The organism is Niastella koreensis GR20-10 (assembly GCF_000246855.1).
Lineage (GTDB): Bacteria > Bacteroidota > Bacteroidia > Chitinophagales > Chitinophagaceae > Niastella > Niastella koreensis.
This window is the reverse complement of the sequence record NC_016609.1, coordinates 2319624-2338437: the sequence shown is the minus strand read 5'-3', so window position 1 is coordinate 2338437 and position 18814 is coordinate 2319624. Positions and strand designations below refer to the sequence as shown.

The following is an 18814-nucleotide window of genomic DNA, read 5'->3' as shown; positions in this document are numbered from 1 at the left end:
TGCATTAACAGCGTAATGGATTACCGGCATGGTATTTTTAATCATGCTTAATTATTAAACCATTTTCGTTTGCAAGCATTGAATAACATCAACAAATATTTCAATACAGCAAGAACAGGAAAAAAGGATGTCATTATCCTTTCCATCCTGTTCTTTCTTTTTGCACTAAGGATCTTCCTGGTTTTTGACATGGGATTGATGCCCCAGGACGCCTATTATTTCTTTTACAGCGAGCACCTTGATCTCTCCTATTTTGACCATCCCTCCGGGATAGCCTGGGTGTTATGGTTGTTCACTTCCATCCTGGGAAAAAAAGTATTTGTAGTAAAGCTGGCGATCACCCTTGTCACTTTTTGTACGCAGGCAGCGTTTGTTATCCTGGCTACCTGCTTTTTGGACTGGCTGGGAATTTTACAGGCAACTATCCTGTTGTTTTCAACGGTACTGATCTCGGTTTTATCGCTGGTTGCCACGCCCGATGTTCCGTTGTTGCTTTTCTGGACGCTTTCTATAATCGCTTTACACCAGGCCATCTTCCAAAACCGAAAAGGCTTTTGGGTACTGGCCGGCATTTTTATGGGACTGGCGTTCAACAGCAAGTATACGGCCGTGTTCCTGCCTGCGGGTTTACTGATGTATCTTGTTTTATCACCTGTGCACCGGAAGATGCTGTTATCTTTCTGGCCCTGGCTCAGCCTGCTTCTTTTCGCCATCCTGACATTGCCCGTTATCATCTGGAATTATAACCACGACTTTGCCTCTATCAAATTTCAGTCGGTTAACAGGGCCGAGGAAGCCGGTGACAGTTTTAATTTCCTGAACCTGCCCGGAGTGATCGGCCACCAGGCATTTTTGCTGGTTCCGGTATTACTGTTTGCGCTGTTCTGGATGTTGCGATCAATGTATAAAAAGTACCGGCTCAAACTAAGTACCATCCCCGCACCACAATTATTCCTGTTTTCTTTTTTTGCACCCGTATTCCTTGGCTTTTTATTCATTGCTGTTTTTTATTGGGTAAAAATAAACTGGATGATGCCTGCCTATATCACCGGTATCATTTTGGCCAGCATGTACATAAAGCCCCAATGGGTGCAATACCAGTTGATAGGTTCGCTGATCATACATTTGGTGATGGCGGTAGAAATTATCTTTTACCCGGTTGAAGTGAAATCAGACGACACCTGGATGGGCTGGGACCAGTTGGCCGGCCAGGTAAAAGAGGTAAGGCAGCAATACCCCGGCTATTTTATCTTCTCGGCAGACGATTATAAAACCTCAGCTATACTGAATTTCTATTTCGATGATATGGTGTACAGCAAAAATATTATTGGCCAGCCCGCTTTACAATTCGATTATGTAGGCCCCAATTTGCAAACGTTACAGGGAAAGAATGCCATTTTCATCGATTCACACCCCGATCTTTCGCCGTGTGGAATTTACCCCACCGAGTTAAACAAATACTTTACCCAGGTCACTCAACTGCAACCGATCCTGGTGAAAAAAGGCGGAAAAGTGGTACGATCGTTTTGTGTATATACCTGTATGAATTACAAGCCATAAATTACTTGGCTGTAAGAATGTTCACCGGTCCCAATAACCCGGCAGGTTGCAGCTTGCTGTCTGCGTGCCAATTGGTAAACGCCGTCCAGGTCACTGGTTTTGCGCCTGGTTGCGCATCCCCTACCAGCCGGTTCCACCAGCAATTGACCACTGTTACCTCCAGTTCATTTTCACCGGGTTGCAACTGGTTGCTGATGTTTACCCGGTACGGGTAACGCCAAAGTGTTGGGTATTCTTTTCCATTCAGCCGGACGGTGGCCAGGCCTTCTACCTGTCCCAGGTCAAGATACAGGCTGCTGTCTTTTTTGTCATCGCAGGTAAACGTGCTGCTGTAGGTAGCCGTTCCACTGTAATATTTTATCTGTGGGTCATCGTGTTGGCTCCAGTCGGTAAGCCGGGCAAATGTAGCCTGGAAAGGTTTCGCATACCCGGGGTTGAAATCAACCGTCCAGTTACCTTCAACAGCCTGCACTGGCTGAAATTGTTCAAAATTTTCCTTTCCATCAGCAACAGTTGCTTTATTACGGAAGATGATAAACCACGAATCGCCGGGGCCAAACTCCAGCGGAATCACCGTTTTTCCATTGGAGATTGCGTAGTTCGGTAATGCTTTTATTTGTCCGGTTACCGCATCCCACAATTCGGGTTGCAGCCCTGTTACGCGGAAGGCCATGGTATCTTTGCGGGCAATATCCAGCTGGTTACTTACAAAATAGCAATGAGCGTTCCCTTCCTGCCGGTGCGTGTACAGGAAGTCTTTACCCAATACGCAATCCTCTGCTACGCCAATTTGCCGCAGCACTTTTTTCAGTCCAATCCCTGTGAACACATGCCCTTTTCCTACCATTTTAAATCCCCACAATTCTTTTGCCAGCGCCTGCACCCGGGTATCGCAAAACGGATAATCGCGACCGCTGGGCGAATGGGCGGGTGCATTCCCCAATACACAGGCCCCGTCTGCGACCAACGCTACAATTTTCTTCAGGATCTCCGGCCGCATGGTTTCCTTTGGCGGCAATACCAGCACCGCATAACTGGCGCCTGATGCCAGTACAATACGATCGTTAACAACCCGGGCTTTTGCCAGCATCTCTGCATTTATAAAATCATAGTTATAACCGGGTGGCAGGGCCGGGTCTTTATCACCGGTCATTTTAGGTGCGTCCTCGCCAATGAAATAAGCCACATCGGCTACTGTATGTCCCTGTTGTAACAGCGCACAGGAACGCCGGATATAATCGAAGTATGTTTTTGATTGGGTAAACCAGGTATTGTTCCGGTTGAAATCGGTGCCAAACCAGGCGCTCATGCCGGGTTTACGGTCATCGGGCTGATGAATGTACACATGCATCACAAAATGGTTGATCCCTTCCGACCACGCCCAGTCGCCCCGCGTTTTTAAATTACGTGGCATTTGTGTGAACGACAAGCCGGAAGTAAACGCCTCGGCAGATACCACCTTTTTGCCATAGGTATGACCGGCGGAGGATGCGCAACGAACTTCAACGGGCCCCAATGAAGGCACGCCATACCAGAACTCGCCACCCAGGTCATCACTGGCCCCGCCATAACTCAGGAATTCACCAGGAAAACCCCAGTGACCATAATTCTCCAGCCATAGCCGCAGTCCGTTTTGCTGACAGCGTTCGCGCAGGCCCCCTACATAATTGGAAGCAATTCTATCGGCAACCAGCCGGCGCAGGTCCCACAGAAAGCGGTCAGAGCGATCGGCGCTGGCTACGATCCGGCCAGTTAGTACCGGCAAAAACGGATAGGGATCGTACCCATAGGTGCGTTTAAAATCCTCGCCCAAACCATCCGTCCAGTTCTCAGAACCCTTTTCATAACTATCAGCCACCACATGACGCAACGCCACCCGGTCTTCAGCAGGTGTACGTTTCAACAGTTCTCCTATAAATGCATCGAAATGAAATTGCGCCAGTTGTTTATTCATTTTATCTATCTCCAGCCCGCTTCCTTCCGTTGTAGTAGGTGAATTGGTAACCCCGGTGGGCGTCATTCCGGTATACAAAATGATCCATTCGCCTGCAGGCACCGCCCAGTTCAGGTTACCGCTTTTATCAACCTTCGTCGACAGATCGATCACCCTGGCCGGGTCTACCACCAATGATTTATGCTCGGGTTCTGCCGTAGCTGGCCAGGTATATGAATCAGGACGCACTTCGGCATACGGCCACATTTTGCCTAATTGTTTTTCAACATACGCCGTGAGCCTGGGCGCGCCACTCAATTCAATCTCCCGCAGCTTGCCTCCTTTTCCATTGGTAAAACGAAGCCGGAAGGTTTGCGCCTTTACAGCGGGAAAACTAATTACAACAGGACCATACCGCATGGGGCCAACCGCTATATCCATATTCGAGCGGTCGATATGCAGGTGCGTAATGCGCTGCCAGGCGCCTTTGTCGTTTATGGCTTCCAGATCACAATCTGCAGTAACCGGGTCGTTACCGGGCGTTATTTGCAGGGACCGTACGGTAGCAACACTGTTTAATTTTATTTCAAGCTGTTGTTCTGTAGCAGGTACAACCACTTCTGTGTTGGGATCGCCGTCGAACAGCCATTGCGCATTGTTCATTCCTTTTGAAGATACTACAGGCGATTTAGTGCTCACTCCGTCGTTGTCCTCCGCAGGAACCGGGAATGCCTGTACAGACACCAGTTGAAAATTCTCCGTTGGCGGTTTGAAGGCGTACGCGAATGACTGGCCGCCTGTTACCTGTAATTCGGTTGACACCAGGTAACGCATCGTTTGTTCCGGTTTTACCCAGGGACCACCGCTTTGGCTCCAACCCGGACAATTAAACACCCCTATCTTCATGCCCAACCGTTTGGCTTCTGTAATCGCATGTACCATACAACTCCACCAGTCCTCACTAAGCACCGTTACCTTTCCTTTTGAGGAAGCTCCCCCTACAATATTGCCAATAAGCGCTTCCCCAATACCTACCTGCGCCATTGCTTCCAGGTCTTTGGTAATGCCTTCTTTTGAAATATTGTCGTTATCCCAATACCAGTATACCCAGGGTTTGGTGCTTTCGGGTGGCGATAAAAAGGCTGCCTCCCAGTTTTTTCCAGGCGAATCCGTTTGCTGACTATAGCTATAACCCGCTATCCCCAACAGCATCGCCAAAAGCATTATCTTTTCCATATGGTTCTGGTGCGAACTTGTTTTCGCGCTTCTTTATAGATGATTTTTTTCCGCCAGTTGCAGGGCGCTTGTAGTAATAAAGTATTTAGCCAGCATATTGGGAACCTCCCAGGCAGGCATATTTTTATTCTTGAGGTATTGTAAAAAGTTCTGGGTAACCCGGGCAAAATGTTCTTCGTGCCCTTCGGTGTATGTGGAGGTAACCACCTGCCAGCCGGTAGCCGTTTTCATCAGTTCCACCCCGGGATATTTTGCCTGGATCTTTTTAAACGCTTCTGTTGGGTCCAGCTTTTTATCAACCGGTTCAAGATACAGTACCGGTTTATATTTTTCAGCAGCGCCCTGTTTAATCACCAGCCGGGCTTTGGTGCCCTTCATCAGCGCATAGTAATTATCGCCTCCTGCCGGCGCCTGGTAATCCCACAGCGCGGTTGTTCTGGCATGAACACCTTTGATGGTATAATTGATCTCGCCATTATAGAAGATCTTCAGCAACGTATCATTAGCAGCGCTGCTTTTTAAAAATGCAGGAAAAGCAGCCGCTTTCGTTACCGTTTTAAATTGGTTCAGGCTTAAATCGGTTGTCCAGTGTTTGGCGGCATCCAGCTGAATGTCTTTAGCATAATCGATGGTTTGCTCCGGAAAACATTCCCATTGCACCAGGTCAACGAGGTGCGTCATTACATCGGTAATACCTTCGCCCTGTTGCGATGCATCGAAGAACCATTCGGGCCGCGTAAGCACATTGCCCGAAACAAATTTGTAGAAATAATGAATGCTTGTTTTTACTACCGCCGGATCTGCCAAGGTACCTTTTTCCAGGGCACCGAAAATTTCCGGCTCCATCGACAACTCGCGCAGTAATTTATTGGTGATCTCAAAACGTTCGGTCATGATATCATACAACAACAGTTTGTTTTTACCGGCTGCATCAAACGCCTGCTTCAATTCTTCAAACTGGCTGCTATTAATGGCCATTGGTTTATCGGCAAAAACATTAAACCCGTTTTGTAAGCTTTTTAAAATATAATCTGCTTTCTTCTGGTTGTCGCCCGACAGCACCACCACATTCCCTTTCTTCTCCGCTACCATTTTCTCAAAAAAATCAGGGCCGGTATATACTTCCTCCTTCCAACGAGTGGGCTTGTCCTGCCTGGCATTATAACCATTTATTTTATCAAGGTGTAATTGCAGGTCGCTGCCACCAGGTGCGTATACATGCACTACAGAATCCACATCGTCATACATCGACTTTTGCACCAGTGCCGCATGAAAATGGCCCGGGTCAAGCGTTATTAACTGAATAGTTTTGGAAGTTTGTTTTTGCTGCTCACTACACGACATCATTATGGACACAATTAATAATAGAGAAATGCCAGTTATTTTTTTCATATGTTAAACGTTAAAATCATAGCCTTTTCTTCTTGGCCTCGACAGTAATGCAGTTGCTTCTTTATCGTTATTTTTAAAAGTTTCCGTTTTAGGGTCCCAGTAAATTTTCCGTTTCACTTTCATGGCAATATGATGCAGCAAACAGGCCGTGCACGAACGATGCCCTACTTCAACCGGCGCCACGGGTTCCTTCCGGGATTTTACGCAATCTAACCAATTAGCATGTTGCTCCGGACTTTCATATAAATGAATTTCATTAGGGCCGATCACCGACTGCAAAATTTTTGGGTTGCTGGCATCGATGGGTTTCACGCCATCCTTATCGGCAATGGGATCGCTGTCGGTAACCCGGTAATTGCCACGGGTCACCCAGATCCAGCCATCGGTACCCATAAACTTTACCCCATTGGGCAATTCATTGGAAACGATCATATGTACCCCATTTTCATACATGGCTTCGGTGCGAAAGATGCCATGCACATCCCAAAGTCCTTTATAATTAGGATCGTCGGTGGGGAATTTTCCGCTGCCCCAGATCTCGATGGGGCCGCCGTATTCAGTACCCATGGCCCAGTGCGCCGTATCGATGTGATGGGCGCCCCACCCTGTTATCATGCCGGCGCCAAACTGTTCGCAACGCAACCAGCCCGGCCGGCTGGTAATACCTTTCATGCTGGCGTCCTGCGCATGTACGCGGTCCTGGGTGTAATACACGTCGGGGGTTGAACCCAGCCAGGCATCGTAATTTAATCTGGCAGGAACAACCATTTTGGCGGGATCGCCCCCACCGGGATCGCCCGGCAATCCTACTTCTATTGTTACCAGCTTGCCAATGCGCCCATTGCGCACCAGCTCACAGGCTTTTTTAAACTGCGGCCAGGGATCAATTGATTTCTGTTGACTGCCCATTTGAAAAATGCGCCCGGTCTTTTTTACTTCATTGCTTAAAATCCGGCCTTCCTCCACCGTTAATGAAGCCGGTTTTTGCAGATACACATCTTTACCGGCCCGTACGGCATGAACGCCAACAATAGCATGCTGGTGATCGGGCAGGCTGATATGTACGGCATCTATATCTTTATTCAGGAGCAACTCCCGGTAATCGTAATACACTTTTATATCCCAGTCGCCGGTTTGTCCGCCGTTTTCTTTTACCGCCCGGGTATAATTATTTTTAACCGCCTGCACGCCCGCATCTGCCCGGGCCTTATCCAGGTCACAAACGGCAATAATTCTGGCGCCGCTGTACCGCGCAATGGAAGTCATATCATGGGTAACGGAAATTCTTCCGCAACCTATGGAAGCCACATTAATACGATTGCTGGGGGCGTTTTTTCCAAATACCGAGGAGGGAACAATGGAGGGCAAACTCATGGTAAGAACGGAACCCAATGTTGCCTTTGCCGTATCGGTCACAAATTTTTTCCGGCTGATCTTTTTATTGTTCATATGGCGCTTATAAGGTTAATTATATCTCCGTTTGGTCGTTAGATTTTAAATGTACACATTTTTTAACCCCCTGAAAAAGCCCGGGGTATCGATCACATTAAATTTTAAGCTTATTTTAAGCTGAAAATCAGGCTTATGGGGAGATCTATTGGTTCTGTAACTGAAAAAACTGATATACTTCCAATAACCCCGGATTAACAAAATCAGGATGTTTGCCAGGCCCGTTTTAAGGTAAACTGTACTAAATTTAGAAACCTTTATTTAAAATCAAAATCTGTAAAAATGAAACGATTTGTTCTGACCATATTGATTTCGGCCCTGGCAATCGGCGCCTCTACAGCGGCTACTCCTGCAGAAAAGTCAACCAAAGCAGGCACAGAAAATTATTTTCAGACCAAAAAGTCTGGCAAACATCATCACCATCATAAAAAACATGCAGGCAAGAAAAAAGCCGGCGTTGCGAAAAAGTAATTTGCAGCAGTAACGCATTTTTTAAAAGGAGCCCCTTTGTTACCTACAAGGGGGGTCCTTTTTTTATTTATAACTATCGGGCGGAACTGGCTAATCACCATGCTATTAGGTTCGGAAAAAAATATTTTTCAAAATAGGGGTATCGCTTTTTTCAATGTTATATCTGTGGCGCCAATGAAAACACCTGATTTGCTAACACATTTATGAGACCCATGTACTTTACCGAAACGATTGAAAAACCCGCTCCCAGAAATGTAATCATTAGGAAAGCGGAACCCAAGAACTGCCCTGTTTTTAAAGTAAGTGCCGTCATCATCACTTATAATGAAGAGAAGATGATCGAAAGAACCCTGGCACAACTCCAATGGTGCGATGAGATCATTGTAGTAGACAGCTACAGTACCGACCGCACGGCGGAGATCTGTTCTTCAAAGGGCTGCAAAGTATTATTCAGACAATTCGATGGTTATGGAGCGCAAAAACAATTCGCCGTTTCCCAGGCAAAGAACGACTGGGTGCTTTGCGTTGATGCCGACGAAGTGCTAACGGATGAACTGGTTAAGGAAATCACCAGTCTTACGGAAGCCGATAAACAATACAGCGGGTTTGCATTCCGCATGAACTTGGTATTCCTGGGTAAGGAGTTTTTATATGGTAAGGAAAGCGGACGGTATTTTTTGCGGCTGTTTAACCGGCAAAAAGGCGGCATCACTGCCGATAAGGTGCATGAAGGTATTCATTTAGAAGGCCCGGTAAAAAAACTGAAACATATAGTAAAACATTATAGTTATACGAGCATTTATCAGTACCTGGAAAAATTTAACCGGTATACCAGGTATGCAGCCGAAATGGGAAAAAGAAAAGGCAAGCACAAATCCACGTTTATTATCCTGCTGGCAGTTCCTTTTAACTTTACAAAATATTATCTGCTGGAGCGAAATTGTTTAAACGGCCTGAAAGGTTTTTACTGGTCTGTCTTTTCTACCTTTTATCATTTTGTGAAGTATGCAAAAATAAATGAGTGAATAAAGGTAATACCCCGCTTTAATCATCAATATCCGGCTTAATGAAGTTGTTCGGTTCAAAAAATGACCCGTTACGGGTCCTGCTCTATCATAAAATTTCCAGTAACGGTTATCGCGATTATCTTACGGTCACAAGAGAAGATCTACATGTACAGTTCCGTTTTCTTGCGCAGGAGGGCTATACCCCTTTACTTTTAAGCGACCTGATAAAACACGTCCGTTCAAAAGATCCACTTCCGGAAAAACCAATTTTAATAACCTTCGATGATGGCTACAGGGACAACTACACGACCATGTACCCCGTGCTGAAAAAATATAACTTAAAAGCAAACATCTTTTTAGTGCCCGCATTTCTTGAGTTGGGAGAAACCATACAGGAAAGTTATTTAAAGCTCACCGATCTGCACGACATGGACCCAGACCTGGTTGAATACGGGTTGCATTCATACGATCATAAAAGCTATAAACAATTATCGCTTTCAGCAATTGAGGAGGATATCACCAAATGCCGGCAATACCTTCAGGAAAAAAAGATAGCTTATCAGGATTGCATAGCTTACCCTTACGGTTCATTTCCCAAACGAAACCCGGTAAAACGCCGCCAGTTTTTGAACACCCTGTCAGCTAACAGGATCTTACTGGCGTTCCGGATAGGCAACCGGTTGAACCCGGTTCCCCTGGCAGACCCTCTGGTAATACAAAGGCTTGACATAAGAGGTGACGAACCCTTTGAGATATTTAAACGAAAGTTACAGAAAGGCAAGAGGCTGATTTAGACTAAAGACCATCCGCCGCGTGACGGATGGTTTTTTATTGTCAGAAAGATCTTTATGCATTTATGATAACCTGTGACCGCTCCAGCGCTGCTGACGCCAATGCAGTTCCTTCCACCCTGGCCTTTATTTTTGCAAACGCCATCTCCCTTGAAGTAGAGGTATCATCAGCAAACGGTGAAAACCCGCAATCGTCGGTAGTACCTAATTGTTCTACAGGTATAAACTCTGCAGCTTCCAGTATTAGGTCCCTGATCTCGGCTGCCGTTTCTACCCTGCGCTCAAGTACATTTGTAACTCCAATAAACACCCGTTGATCCGGCTTTATGGTTCCTTTGATAATTTGCAATACTTCCAGTTTATTTTTTTCAGCGGCATATTCCAGGTAAAAGCTGCCGGCATTCAATTGAAAGAGAGAGGGAAGCAATTCAGCATAATCGATGTCGGCGCTATGAGTTGAATCATGGTCCCCACCCGGACAGGTATGCACGCCAATCCTTTTTCTTTCTTCAGCGGTAAAACGGTTCAACACCTGGTTATTGAGATCAATAAACGATTGCAATAAGCCTTTCGACGGATCCAGTTTTAAGGCCAGCCTGGCTTCGGTAAAATCTATCTGAACATTGTACGCCCCGTTATCAAAACAACTCCTGATATCTTTCTCTGCTTCGTTCAGCAGATCGGTAATGAACTGGTCCCGGGAATATCCATCGACCCCTTCCTGGGGATACAAAAGACTCAATGCCGACGCTGAAATAACAGCCTGTTTAACCGGCAACCGGGTGAGCGTTCTGGCTTTTTGTACGTACCCTCCGGCGTATGTCTGATACCTGAATGGCCCGGCCGTGATTTTTGGCAATTGTCTTGTGTGCCCATCGGCAAAGGGAATAACAACGCCATCAGGCGCCAGGGTTTCCAACCCATGAACAGGATAAGTAGCAAAACTTGGTTTTGTTTGTTCACCATCTGTAATAACAGGTGACCCGGTGGCTTCAAACTGAGTGATGGTTTCGGTTAAGGCGATCTCAAACAATTTATCCAGTTCGGGCTGCGGTAACTCATGATTGGCAAACGCCCTCATGCCTTCGAGCAAATAACGGGGACGCGGAATACTACCGATGGGTTCTGTTTGAATTTTCATACAAAAAAATTTAATATGAGTATTTGTTAGAAGAATACAAATGCCTGCCTGCTGCATTAGAAAAGCAGTAAAAAGAAGTCTTTGAGAAAGGAAATTTCCTGAATTTAAATGATTTCAACCAGCGGATCAAATTTTTTAAGCGGGCCTTATGGTATTCGAACTTCGGGCAAACCATTTTTCGCCGGCTTTCCGATTTGGTGGTCCTTTGCCCCATGAAACCCCTCATTGTTGCCATGACCCTGCTGGTTTGCTCAAACCGCCTGCACAAGGAAGGCAACCTTGTAGCCCCAATACCTGCAGAACGCCCCAACATCATTCTCATTATTGCCGATGACCTGGGTTATAGCGACCTCGCCTCCTATGGCAACACAGCCATTCAAACCCCGAATATGGATGGACTGGCGCATCAGGGGGTTCGTTTTACGCGGGCCTATGTGAGCTCGCCCATCTGTGGCCCTTCCCGGATGGGCATTATGACGGGCCGCTATCAAAACCGGTTTGGCTGCGAGTACATGCCCTACGAAGAATTTGATCCACAATTCCTGAGCTGGCTTCGCAAACATTATTTCCATCTTCGCCGTACCGTTCCAGGCCTAAGAGCCCTGAAACCAAGACTGGGGTTGAACCGCAGTAAATACACCACCGGCCTGCCGCCTGGTGAACTTACCCTGGCGCAATTGCTGAAAACAAACGGCTATACTACGGGGCTGGTGGGAAAATGGAACCTGGGTGAGCACAATAGCAATCATCCTTATCAGCGGGGCTATGACTATTGCTATTATTTTGATGCGGCATTAACGCGTTATGTCGACGATCCAATCGACACCAGCCGTTATGTTTCACAACACCTTCCCTGGGCTTTTTCTGAACTGCCCGCCTGGATTCCCCGCGGCGGTTCAACCCAAATTCGCGAGGTAAAAAGATACCGGCTATCTTACTTTTTCACTGGCAGATAAAGCAACCCTGTTTATTGCCCGTAACAAAGACCATCCCTTCTTCCTAACGCTTACCTTCAATGCACCACATGACCCATTTCAGGCGCCACGCGCTTACTTCAACAAACTCAGCAAAATCACCGATACCACAAAACGTATTTACACCGCCATGATCGAGGCGCTCGATGATGCCGTTGGCATGGTGCTGCACAAACTGACTGAAGCGGGACTCAACGATAATACGATGATCATATTTATCAGTGACAATGGCGGCGCCACGTACACGCACGCCACCGACAACGCGCCGCTGCGCGGCGGCAAGTGCACCCATTTTGAAGGCGGTTTGCTCGTTCCCTTTTTCATCCGGTATCCCGGCATGGCAAAACCAATGGTATACACCAGGCCAGTCTCTTCGCTCGATATTGTGGCCACTGTTGCTGCGTTTACCCACACCCGGCTTCCAGCCGACCGGCCGTATGACGGGGTGAACCTGCTTCCCTGGCTGCAGGCCGATACCGGTCTTCCGCACCCGGTGCTGTACTGGCGCAGCGGCTATTCCCGCGCCATTCTTAAAAACAACTGGAAACTATATGAGAACAGTAAGGATCATCACAAATTCCTTTTCAAACTAAACACCGATGCCGGTGAACAAAACGATCTTTCTGCTAAAAGAAAAGATCTTGTCACTGAGTTATCCCGAGAGCTGGACCAATGGGAAAAAACGCAGACCATTAAACCGGCGTGGCCCAGTGCATCGGATGTGCTCATCGATGTGGGCGGGCGCCTGGTTCACTTTCCATCCTGATCGCCCCGCAACAGGCAGTGAGGCCGATATTAATCAGCTCCCCTTATGATCGATCTCATCTCTCATCAGATTGCCATAGCCTATTTTAGCAGTAATCCAGATTTGAACAGTTATGTATAGAATTATTCCTTTTATCCTGATATTATCATTTGCTTCGTGCAAACACGAAACCACTATACATCCCCAACGAAAGGATATTGTTGAAACGGTGTATGCCTCCGGCAAAATCCTGGCCGACAGTGAATATTATTCTTATGCCCTGAGCAGCGGCACCATTATAAAAAAGCTGATCAGGGAAGGCGACCTGGTGAGCAAAGGCCAGTTGTTGTATATCATAAAATATGACGGCCCGGTAGCCAGGGTTGATGCAGCCCGGAGTAATTTCAACCTGGCTCAATCAAATATTTCCGGCGATTCGCGTTTATTGACTGACCTCAGATTAACGATACAAAATGCAGAATTACGTTTTACCAACGATTCCCTTCAATATGTGCGGTTAAAAAAACTAATGGAGCAAAATATAGGCACACAAAGCAACCTTGATAATGCCTATACCAATTACCTCATTGCCATTAATCTTAGAAAATCAGCGCGGGAAAAATATTTTGCAACCATCAATGACCTTAAGGCCAATGTTCACAATACCCAAAGCCAGTTAACCAGTGCAAAAACAGAATTGGAGAACTATTTTATCCGCAGTAATATCAATGGTACCATTTACCAAACCTTTAAAGAAGAAGGGGAAGCAGTACGGAATAACGACCCGGTAGCATTACTGGGAAAGGCCCGGAAACGAATCATCAGGCTGGCTGTTGACCAGCAGGACATCGACAAAATACAAACCGGCCAGCAGGTTTTGCTAAAAACTGATATCACCGGTGACAGCATTTACAAAGCCCTGGTAACGAAAATATACCCTGTAATGAATGAGTTGGACCAGACCTTCAGGGTAGATGCACAGTTTTCCGACACCACGTTACAACCCTATATACATAGTTCCGTAGAGGCCAATATCATTATCAGGAAGAAACAGCAGGTCCTTATTATCCCGAAAGAAGCATTGAATGCCGGCGACAGTGTGCTGGTTAAGCAACAGTCAAAACGTAAAACCATTCCCGTTCAAACGGGTATACGCACGCTCGACCAGGTGGAGGTACTGCAGGGGATCGATGAATCCACTGCCATCATTATCCCAACAAAAAAATAGCCTTATGCTTCTTAATGTAAACCTCGACATCTCAAAAACACATCTTTTTTCAAAGAAAAAGCAAACCCTGGTGGCCATCCTGGGCGTAACGTTCGGCATAGCCATGTTTATTCTGATGATAAGTTTTATGGATGGCGTGAATCAATATATCGAAGACACCATGCTGGAGGCAACCCCCGATATTCATATCTACAACGATGTAAAAACCGATTATTCCCAGTCGGTGGCCGGTGACTTTTTCAAAGATCCCAATAAACTGATTACCGTTCACCATCCAAAACCCAAAGAAATAACGCTGAATGTGAAAAATGCCGAAGGCATAATTGCCGCCATAAAACGGAATCCCGGTGTAGCAGCCGTATCACCGCTGTTAAGCACCCAGGTATTTTATATTTATGGCCCGGTGCAGATCAACGGTTACATCAACGGGGTCAATATTATAGAAGAAACCAAGTTATACGACCTTAAAAAGAAAATGACGGAGGGCAAACCGGAGGACCTGCTTGCATCCGACAATGGCATTATTATGGGCAAAGGCCTGGCAAAGAAATTAAATGTGTACGTTGGCGATCTTGTTTCGCTGGCCACGCCAACCGGAGCCACTATGCGGTTCCGGATAGTAGGCCTGTTCCAGGTGGGTATGGGCGCCATTGACAATGTAAAAAGTTATGTTACCCTTGCCAGCGTACAAAAATTACTGAATAAAGACAGGAGCTATATTACCGACATTAACATTAAATTAAAGAATAATAAAACAGCCCCAGCCCTGGCTAAATTAATGGGCAGCAATTATGGATATAAATCAGAAGACTGGCAAACGACCAATGCGGCAGCTATGGCCGGTACCTTCATCAGGAATATGCTTACCTATATAGTGAGCTTTACGTTGCTGGTAGTAGCAGGCTTTGGCATTTACAATATCATGAATATGACAATCACCAATAAAATGAAAGACATTGCCATCCTGAAAGCCCAGGGGTTCGACCGGAGGGATATTGTGCAGATATTCCTGTCACAATCCCTTTTTATTGGTTTTATTGGCGCCACGGCAGGTATCTTATTGGGCTTTATTTTATCGTACCTGCTTTCGCGGGTACCGTTTCCCGACAACGAGGAGATCTCCTGGAAATATTTCCCGGTTCTGTTTAAACCCCTCTATTATATTTTCGGGACCGTTTTCGGCATCCTTACAACATTTTTTGCCGGCCTTGCTCCTTCCATCAAAGCATCCCGCATTGACCCGGTAATTATATTAAGAGGTTAACATCATGAGTAATGTGATCTTACAGGCCGTGCATCTGAATAAATACTTTCATGAACCCGAATCATTCCAGGTTTTGAAAGATGTGTCGCTTGCCGTGAATAAAGGCGAATTCGTAGCGCTTATTGGTAAATCGGGAAGTGGAAAATCTACTTTATTGTACCTCCTCAGCACACTCGATACGGAGTATGAAGGCGAGATCATTATAAATGGTACAAAGGTTACAGGTAAATCACAGAACGAACTGGCTGCGTTCAGGAACGAAAACATCGGTTTTGTTTTCCAGTTCCATTATTTGCTGCCAGAGTTCACGGCCCTGCAAAATGTAATGATCCCTGCCAGAAAACTGGGAAAGCTTTCTTTACATGAAATTGAAATGAAAGCAATGGAAAAACTAAAGATGATGAACATGGAGGGCTTTGCCCAAAAACCATCGGGCAAACTTTCCGGCGGACAGCAACAACGGGTAGCCATTGCGCGTGCATTGATCAACGAACCGAGTATTATTATGGCCGATGAACCAACCGGCAATCTCGACAGCGCCAATTCAAAAAACATCTTTGAGATCTTCAATGATCTGTCGCGTAATAAAGGAAATACAATAATAACCGTAACACACGATGTTGACTTTGCCAAACGGGCAAACAGGACCATAGAATTAGCCGATGGCAGGTTGTTACAACAATAAAAAAAGAACTGCCATAAGTCTGGCAGTTCCTAATTGCTCCTTTCCAACTCTTTTATGCTTACCGGCTGGCAATAAATACCGGCAGCTTATGATCCCGGATAACATCCGAAACAAAGCTTTTCTTAAATAACATGGAGATGGACGACCGGCCAAATGATCCGCACACGATAATGCTGCCTTCCCGCTCACTACTCCATACTGCAAAATGTTTTTTAGGGTCCACGTCCAGTTTAAACAAAGTGAGATCGGTAAAATGGCGGCTGCATAATTCCTCTATATTCTGTTCTTCGGGCAATGCGATCTCATCGCCGGGCCCGGCATACAACAACACAGTTTTATTTTCCTTGAATTCAGGGAACAGGTAGGCGAATTGCTTGATCGCATAAACAGAAGATTCACTGCCGTCATAGGTCAGGATGTTCTTTTCAGGGAAATTATACAGTTCAGGCACTACCAGTACCGGGCATTCGGAATTATGGATCGCATCTTTCAAAAAAACGTTGGGCTCGCTAACGCCAAGATACTCATAAAACGATTCACTGGCCAGGATCAGCAGGTCGGCAAACCGGGTTTCCTGTTTTAATTCAGGCAATGCAAAATCCATGAAATCCTGATGCACCCGGTGCTCGATACCGTGCATTTGGCAAAGCCCCTTAAAACGTTCAATATGCTGTTCAATGGTAGCTATATCGCCCTCTTCCAGCATGGGAATAACCACCCCCGAACCAATGGCGGCTGAAGAATAGCTCCACAATGCAGAATAATTTATCTGCGGTAAAAAAATACCGGTAAGCAAAATGGGCGATAGCTCATTCATTTTACGGGCAAAATCAAAAGCGCCTTCGCTGAAGTTAGCTCCGTCAAAAGCTATGATTACTTTTTTCATGTGATTAGTATTTTATGATTGAATGTTTTATTAACAACCCGTTCTCCTAAAATTTTTTCAAGGTCTTCCTTATAGATCACTTCTTTCTTCAGTAATAGTTCAGCTACTTTAACCAAACAATCCCGGTTACTTAAAAGAAGCGCCTTTGTTTGTTCATAGGCATTTTCTATAAGCTTTCTTACTTCTTCGTCAATCAGCTTACCGGTTTCTTCGCTATAAGGCTTTTGAAAACTGTTGTCGTGCTGACCGGAAGAATCATAAAAGCTTACATGTCCTACCTTTTCATTAAATCCATACCAGGCAACCATCATATAAGCTTCTTTGGTTACTTTTTCCAGGTCATCGAGTGCACCGGAAGACACTTCGTTAAAAACAACGTCTTCAGCAGCACGGCCGCCCAGGGAGGCGCACAGGTGTTCATAAAAGGCTGCTTTGGTTCTCAGGTTCTTTTCTTCAGGAAGGTACCAGGCGGCGCCTAATGATTTTCCCCTTGGGATAACAGACACTTTTACCAGCGGATCTACATTGGGTAACAACCAGCTTGTTAACGCATGTCCGGCTTCATGATAAGCAATTGTTTTCTTTTCATCTGCAGAAATGATCTTGCTTTTTCTTTCAAGGCCGGCCACTATCCTGTCAATGGCATCCATGAAATCCTGCCGGCTTATCTGTTCCTTTTTTTTACGGGCGGCAATAAGCGCCGCCTCATTACAAATATTGGCAATGTCGGCCCCGGAAAAACCTGGTGTTTGTGCAGCCAGAAAACGCAGGTCGATAGTATCATCGAGCACAAGTGACCGGATGTGTACTTTAAAGATGTCTTCTCTTTCTTTTGAGTTAGGCAGCTCCAGGTAGATATGCCTGTCGAACCGGCCGGGGCGTAATAAAGCAGGATCAAGCATATCGGCCCGGTTGGTTGCTGCCAGTACAATTACACCGGTGTTGGTGCCAAACCCGTCCATTTCAGTAAGCAACTGGTTTAAGGTACTTTCCCGTTCGTCGTTGGCGCCGGTAAAGAATGCGTTCCGGCTTCTCGATCTTCCGATCGCATCTATCTCATCAATAAATACAATACAGGGCGCTTTTTCCTTGGCATTCTTAAACAGGTCGCGTACCCGGGAAGCGCCAACCCCTACAAACATTTCAACAAACTCCGAACCGGAGATACTGAAAAAAGGTACCTGGGCCTCGCCTGCAACTGCTTTAGCCAGTAGAGTTTTTCCCGTACCGGGCGGGCCAACAAGAATAACACCCTTGGGGATCTTTGCCCCCAACCGGGTAAATGCCTGCGGGTTCTTCAAAAAATCAACGATCTCTTTCACTTCCAGCTCAGCTTCATCCAGGCCCGCCACTTCATTAAATGTAGTGGTGCTTTTATTTTCTTTATCAAGGAGCGTAGCCGTGGATTTACCAAAATTAAAAACCGATGAACCGCCCCTACCGGAACCTTTTCTTACATATAACCAAAAAACAATCAATACAACGAATGGCAACAACCAGGCTACAACATTCCAGAAGTCACTTGTTTTCTTTAAGTAGGTAACAGGTATTACTTCTTTTCCAAAGTACTTTTGCTCAGCGGCATCCAGTTTCCGGTCAAAACTTTCCACCGATCCGATGGTCATTATGTAATGAGGGCCGGGATTGGGTTCCTTGCCTACCACGGGTTTAAAAACTTTTGCAAACGCAGTATCCTTAATAAATTCTTTTTTAATATAAACATCCACATAATCCTGGCCTACCACTTCCAACCTGTCCACAGCGCCTTTGCTTAAGAGCTTCGCTTCAAATTGTGACCAGGTTATTTCCTCAACAGGGCTGCCGGTCAATTTATAGATCACGGGGAACGCGATCAAGATCAATAGGACCAGCGCCGGCCAAAGCAACGGCGGCCAGATTGGCTTTGCGGGTTGCTGATCTTTATTATTTTTTGCTGGCTGCATAGTGTTATAAAATTGATTTATAAACCCGGTAAGAAGGCTGATGCGGATCACCGGCTTACATGATTATTACCCCGGGGCATCCCCTGATATCTCTCATTCAATGCTATGA

At 46.0% G+C, this 18814-nt stretch carries 15 protein-coding genes; 9 read left to right on the top strand and 6 right to left on the bottom strand.

Annotated elements, in window-relative coordinates; all coding sequences use genetic code 11:
* Positions 1-69 precede the first annotated feature (69 nt).
* Positions 70-1560, top strand: a complete 1491-nt coding sequence (locus tag NIAKO_RS09425; protein WP_014218188.1) for a glycosyltransferase family 39 protein — start codon at positions 70-72, stop codon at positions 1558-1560.
* 1 nt (position 1561) lies between these two features.
* On the opposite strand, the gene NIAKO_RS09420 is transcribed toward NIAKO_RS09425, so the two are convergent.
* From NIAKO_RS09420 to NIAKO_RS09410, 3 genes are read right to left on the bottom strand one after another with little or no spacing between them, the layout of a single operon-like run.
* Positions 1562-4729 carry a glycosyl hydrolase gene (locus tag NIAKO_RS09420; protein ID WP_041346553.1) on the bottom strand — a complete coding sequence of 1056 codons (3168 nt, stop codon included), beginning with the start codon at positions 4727-4729 and terminating at the stop codon, positions 1562-1564.
* Positions 4730-4762: 33 nt separating this feature from the next.
* Positions 4763-6121 carry a putative oxidoreductase C-terminal domain-containing protein gene (locus NIAKO_RS09415; protein WP_014218186.1) on the bottom strand — a complete coding sequence of 453 codons (1359 nt, stop codon included), beginning with the start codon at positions 6119-6121 and terminating at the stop codon, positions 4763-4765.
* A gap of 3 nt (positions 6122-6124) precedes the next feature.
* Entirely contained in the window at positions 6125-7570 is a 1446-nt protein-coding gene (locus NIAKO_RS09410) for a Gfo/Idh/MocA family protein (RefSeq protein WP_014218185.1), read from the bottom strand.
* A 282-nt stretch (positions 7571-7852) separates the two neighbouring features.
* Here NIAKO_RS09410 and NIAKO_RS09405 point away from each other — a divergent pair, with 282 nt between their 5' ends.
* The 3 genes from NIAKO_RS09405 (at position 7853) to NIAKO_RS09395 (ending at position 9842) form a co-directional block, all read left to right on the top strand.
* Positions 7853-8041, top strand: coding sequence for a hypothetical protein (locus NIAKO_RS09405; RefSeq protein ID WP_014218184.1), 189 nt, complete (start codon positions 7853-7855; stop codon positions 8039-8041).
* Positions 8042-8244: 203 nt separating this feature from the next.
* Entirely contained in the window at positions 8245-9066 is an 822-nt protein-coding gene (locus NIAKO_RS09400) for a glycosyltransferase family 2 protein (RefSeq protein ID WP_014218183.1), read from the top strand.
* A 41-nt stretch (positions 9067-9107) separates the two neighbouring features.
* Entirely contained in the window at positions 9108-9842 is a 735-nt protein-coding gene (locus NIAKO_RS09395) for a polysaccharide deacetylase family protein (RefSeq protein WP_014218182.1), read from the top strand.
* 52 nt (positions 9843-9894) lie between these two features.
* On the opposite strand, the gene NIAKO_RS09390 is transcribed toward NIAKO_RS09395, so the two are convergent.
* A complete protein-coding gene (locus NIAKO_RS09390; protein ID WP_014218181.1) occupies positions 9895-10980 on the bottom strand; it encodes a cobalamin-independent methionine synthase II family protein in 1086 nt (361 codons plus the stop codon).
* A 212-nt stretch (positions 10981-11192) separates the two neighbouring features.
* Here NIAKO_RS09390 and NIAKO_RS39570 point away from each other — a divergent pair, with 212 nt between their 5' ends.
* The 5 genes from NIAKO_RS39570 to NIAKO_RS09360 all read left to right on the top strand — a co-directional run bounded on the left by NIAKO_RS39570 (position 11193) and on the right by NIAKO_RS09360 (position 15876).
* Positions 11193-11936 (top strand): sulfatase family protein, encoded by a 744-nt coding sequence (locus tag NIAKO_RS39570; protein ID WP_081195844.1) that lies wholly within the window; start codon positions 11193-11195, stop codon positions 11934-11936.
* Positions 11926-12720 (top strand): sulfatase-like hydrolase/transferase, encoded by a 795-nt coding sequence (locus tag NIAKO_RS39565; protein ID WP_081195845.1) that lies wholly within the window; start codon positions 11926-11928, stop codon positions 12718-12720. The genes NIAKO_RS39570 and NIAKO_RS39565 overlap by 11 nt, the downstream gene beginning before the upstream one ends.
* Before the next feature lie 112 nt (positions 12721-12832).
* The gene (locus NIAKO_RS09370; RefSeq protein WP_014218180.1) at positions 12833-13927 is read left to right on the top strand and encodes an efflux RND transporter periplasmic adaptor subunit; all 1095 of its coding nucleotides are present in this window, start codon (positions 12833-12835) and stop codon (positions 13925-13927) included.
* Between the two features lie 4 nt (positions 13928-13931).
* Entirely contained in the window at positions 13932-15191 is a 1260-nt protein-coding gene (locus NIAKO_RS09365; RefSeq protein ID WP_014218179.1) for an ABC transporter permease, read from the top strand.
* 4 nt (positions 15192-15195) lie between these two features.
* On the top strand, positions 15196-15876 hold the full coding sequence (locus tag NIAKO_RS09360) for an ABC transporter ATP-binding protein (RefSeq protein ID WP_014218178.1): 681 nt from the start codon (positions 15196-15198) through the stop codon (positions 15874-15876).
* A 58-nt stretch (positions 15877-15934) separates the two neighbouring features.
* Here the strand turns inward: NIAKO_RS09360 and NIAKO_RS09355 are convergent, their stop codons facing one another.
* Both NIAKO_RS09355 and ftsH read right to left on the bottom strand, forming a co-directional pair.
* Positions 15935-16762: a hypothetical protein gene (locus NIAKO_RS09355; protein WP_014218177.1), complete on the bottom strand. Its 828-nt coding sequence runs from the start codon at positions 16760-16762 to the stop codon at positions 15935-15937.
* Complete coding sequence (ftsH, locus tag NIAKO_RS09350) at positions 16759-18705, bottom strand: ATP-dependent zinc metalloprotease FtsH (protein WP_014218176.1); 1947 nt, start codon at positions 18703-18705, stop codon at positions 16759-16761. Before ftsH ends, NIAKO_RS09355 begins: the two co-directional genes overlap by 4 nt.
* Positions 18706-18814: the final 109 nt, after the last annotated feature.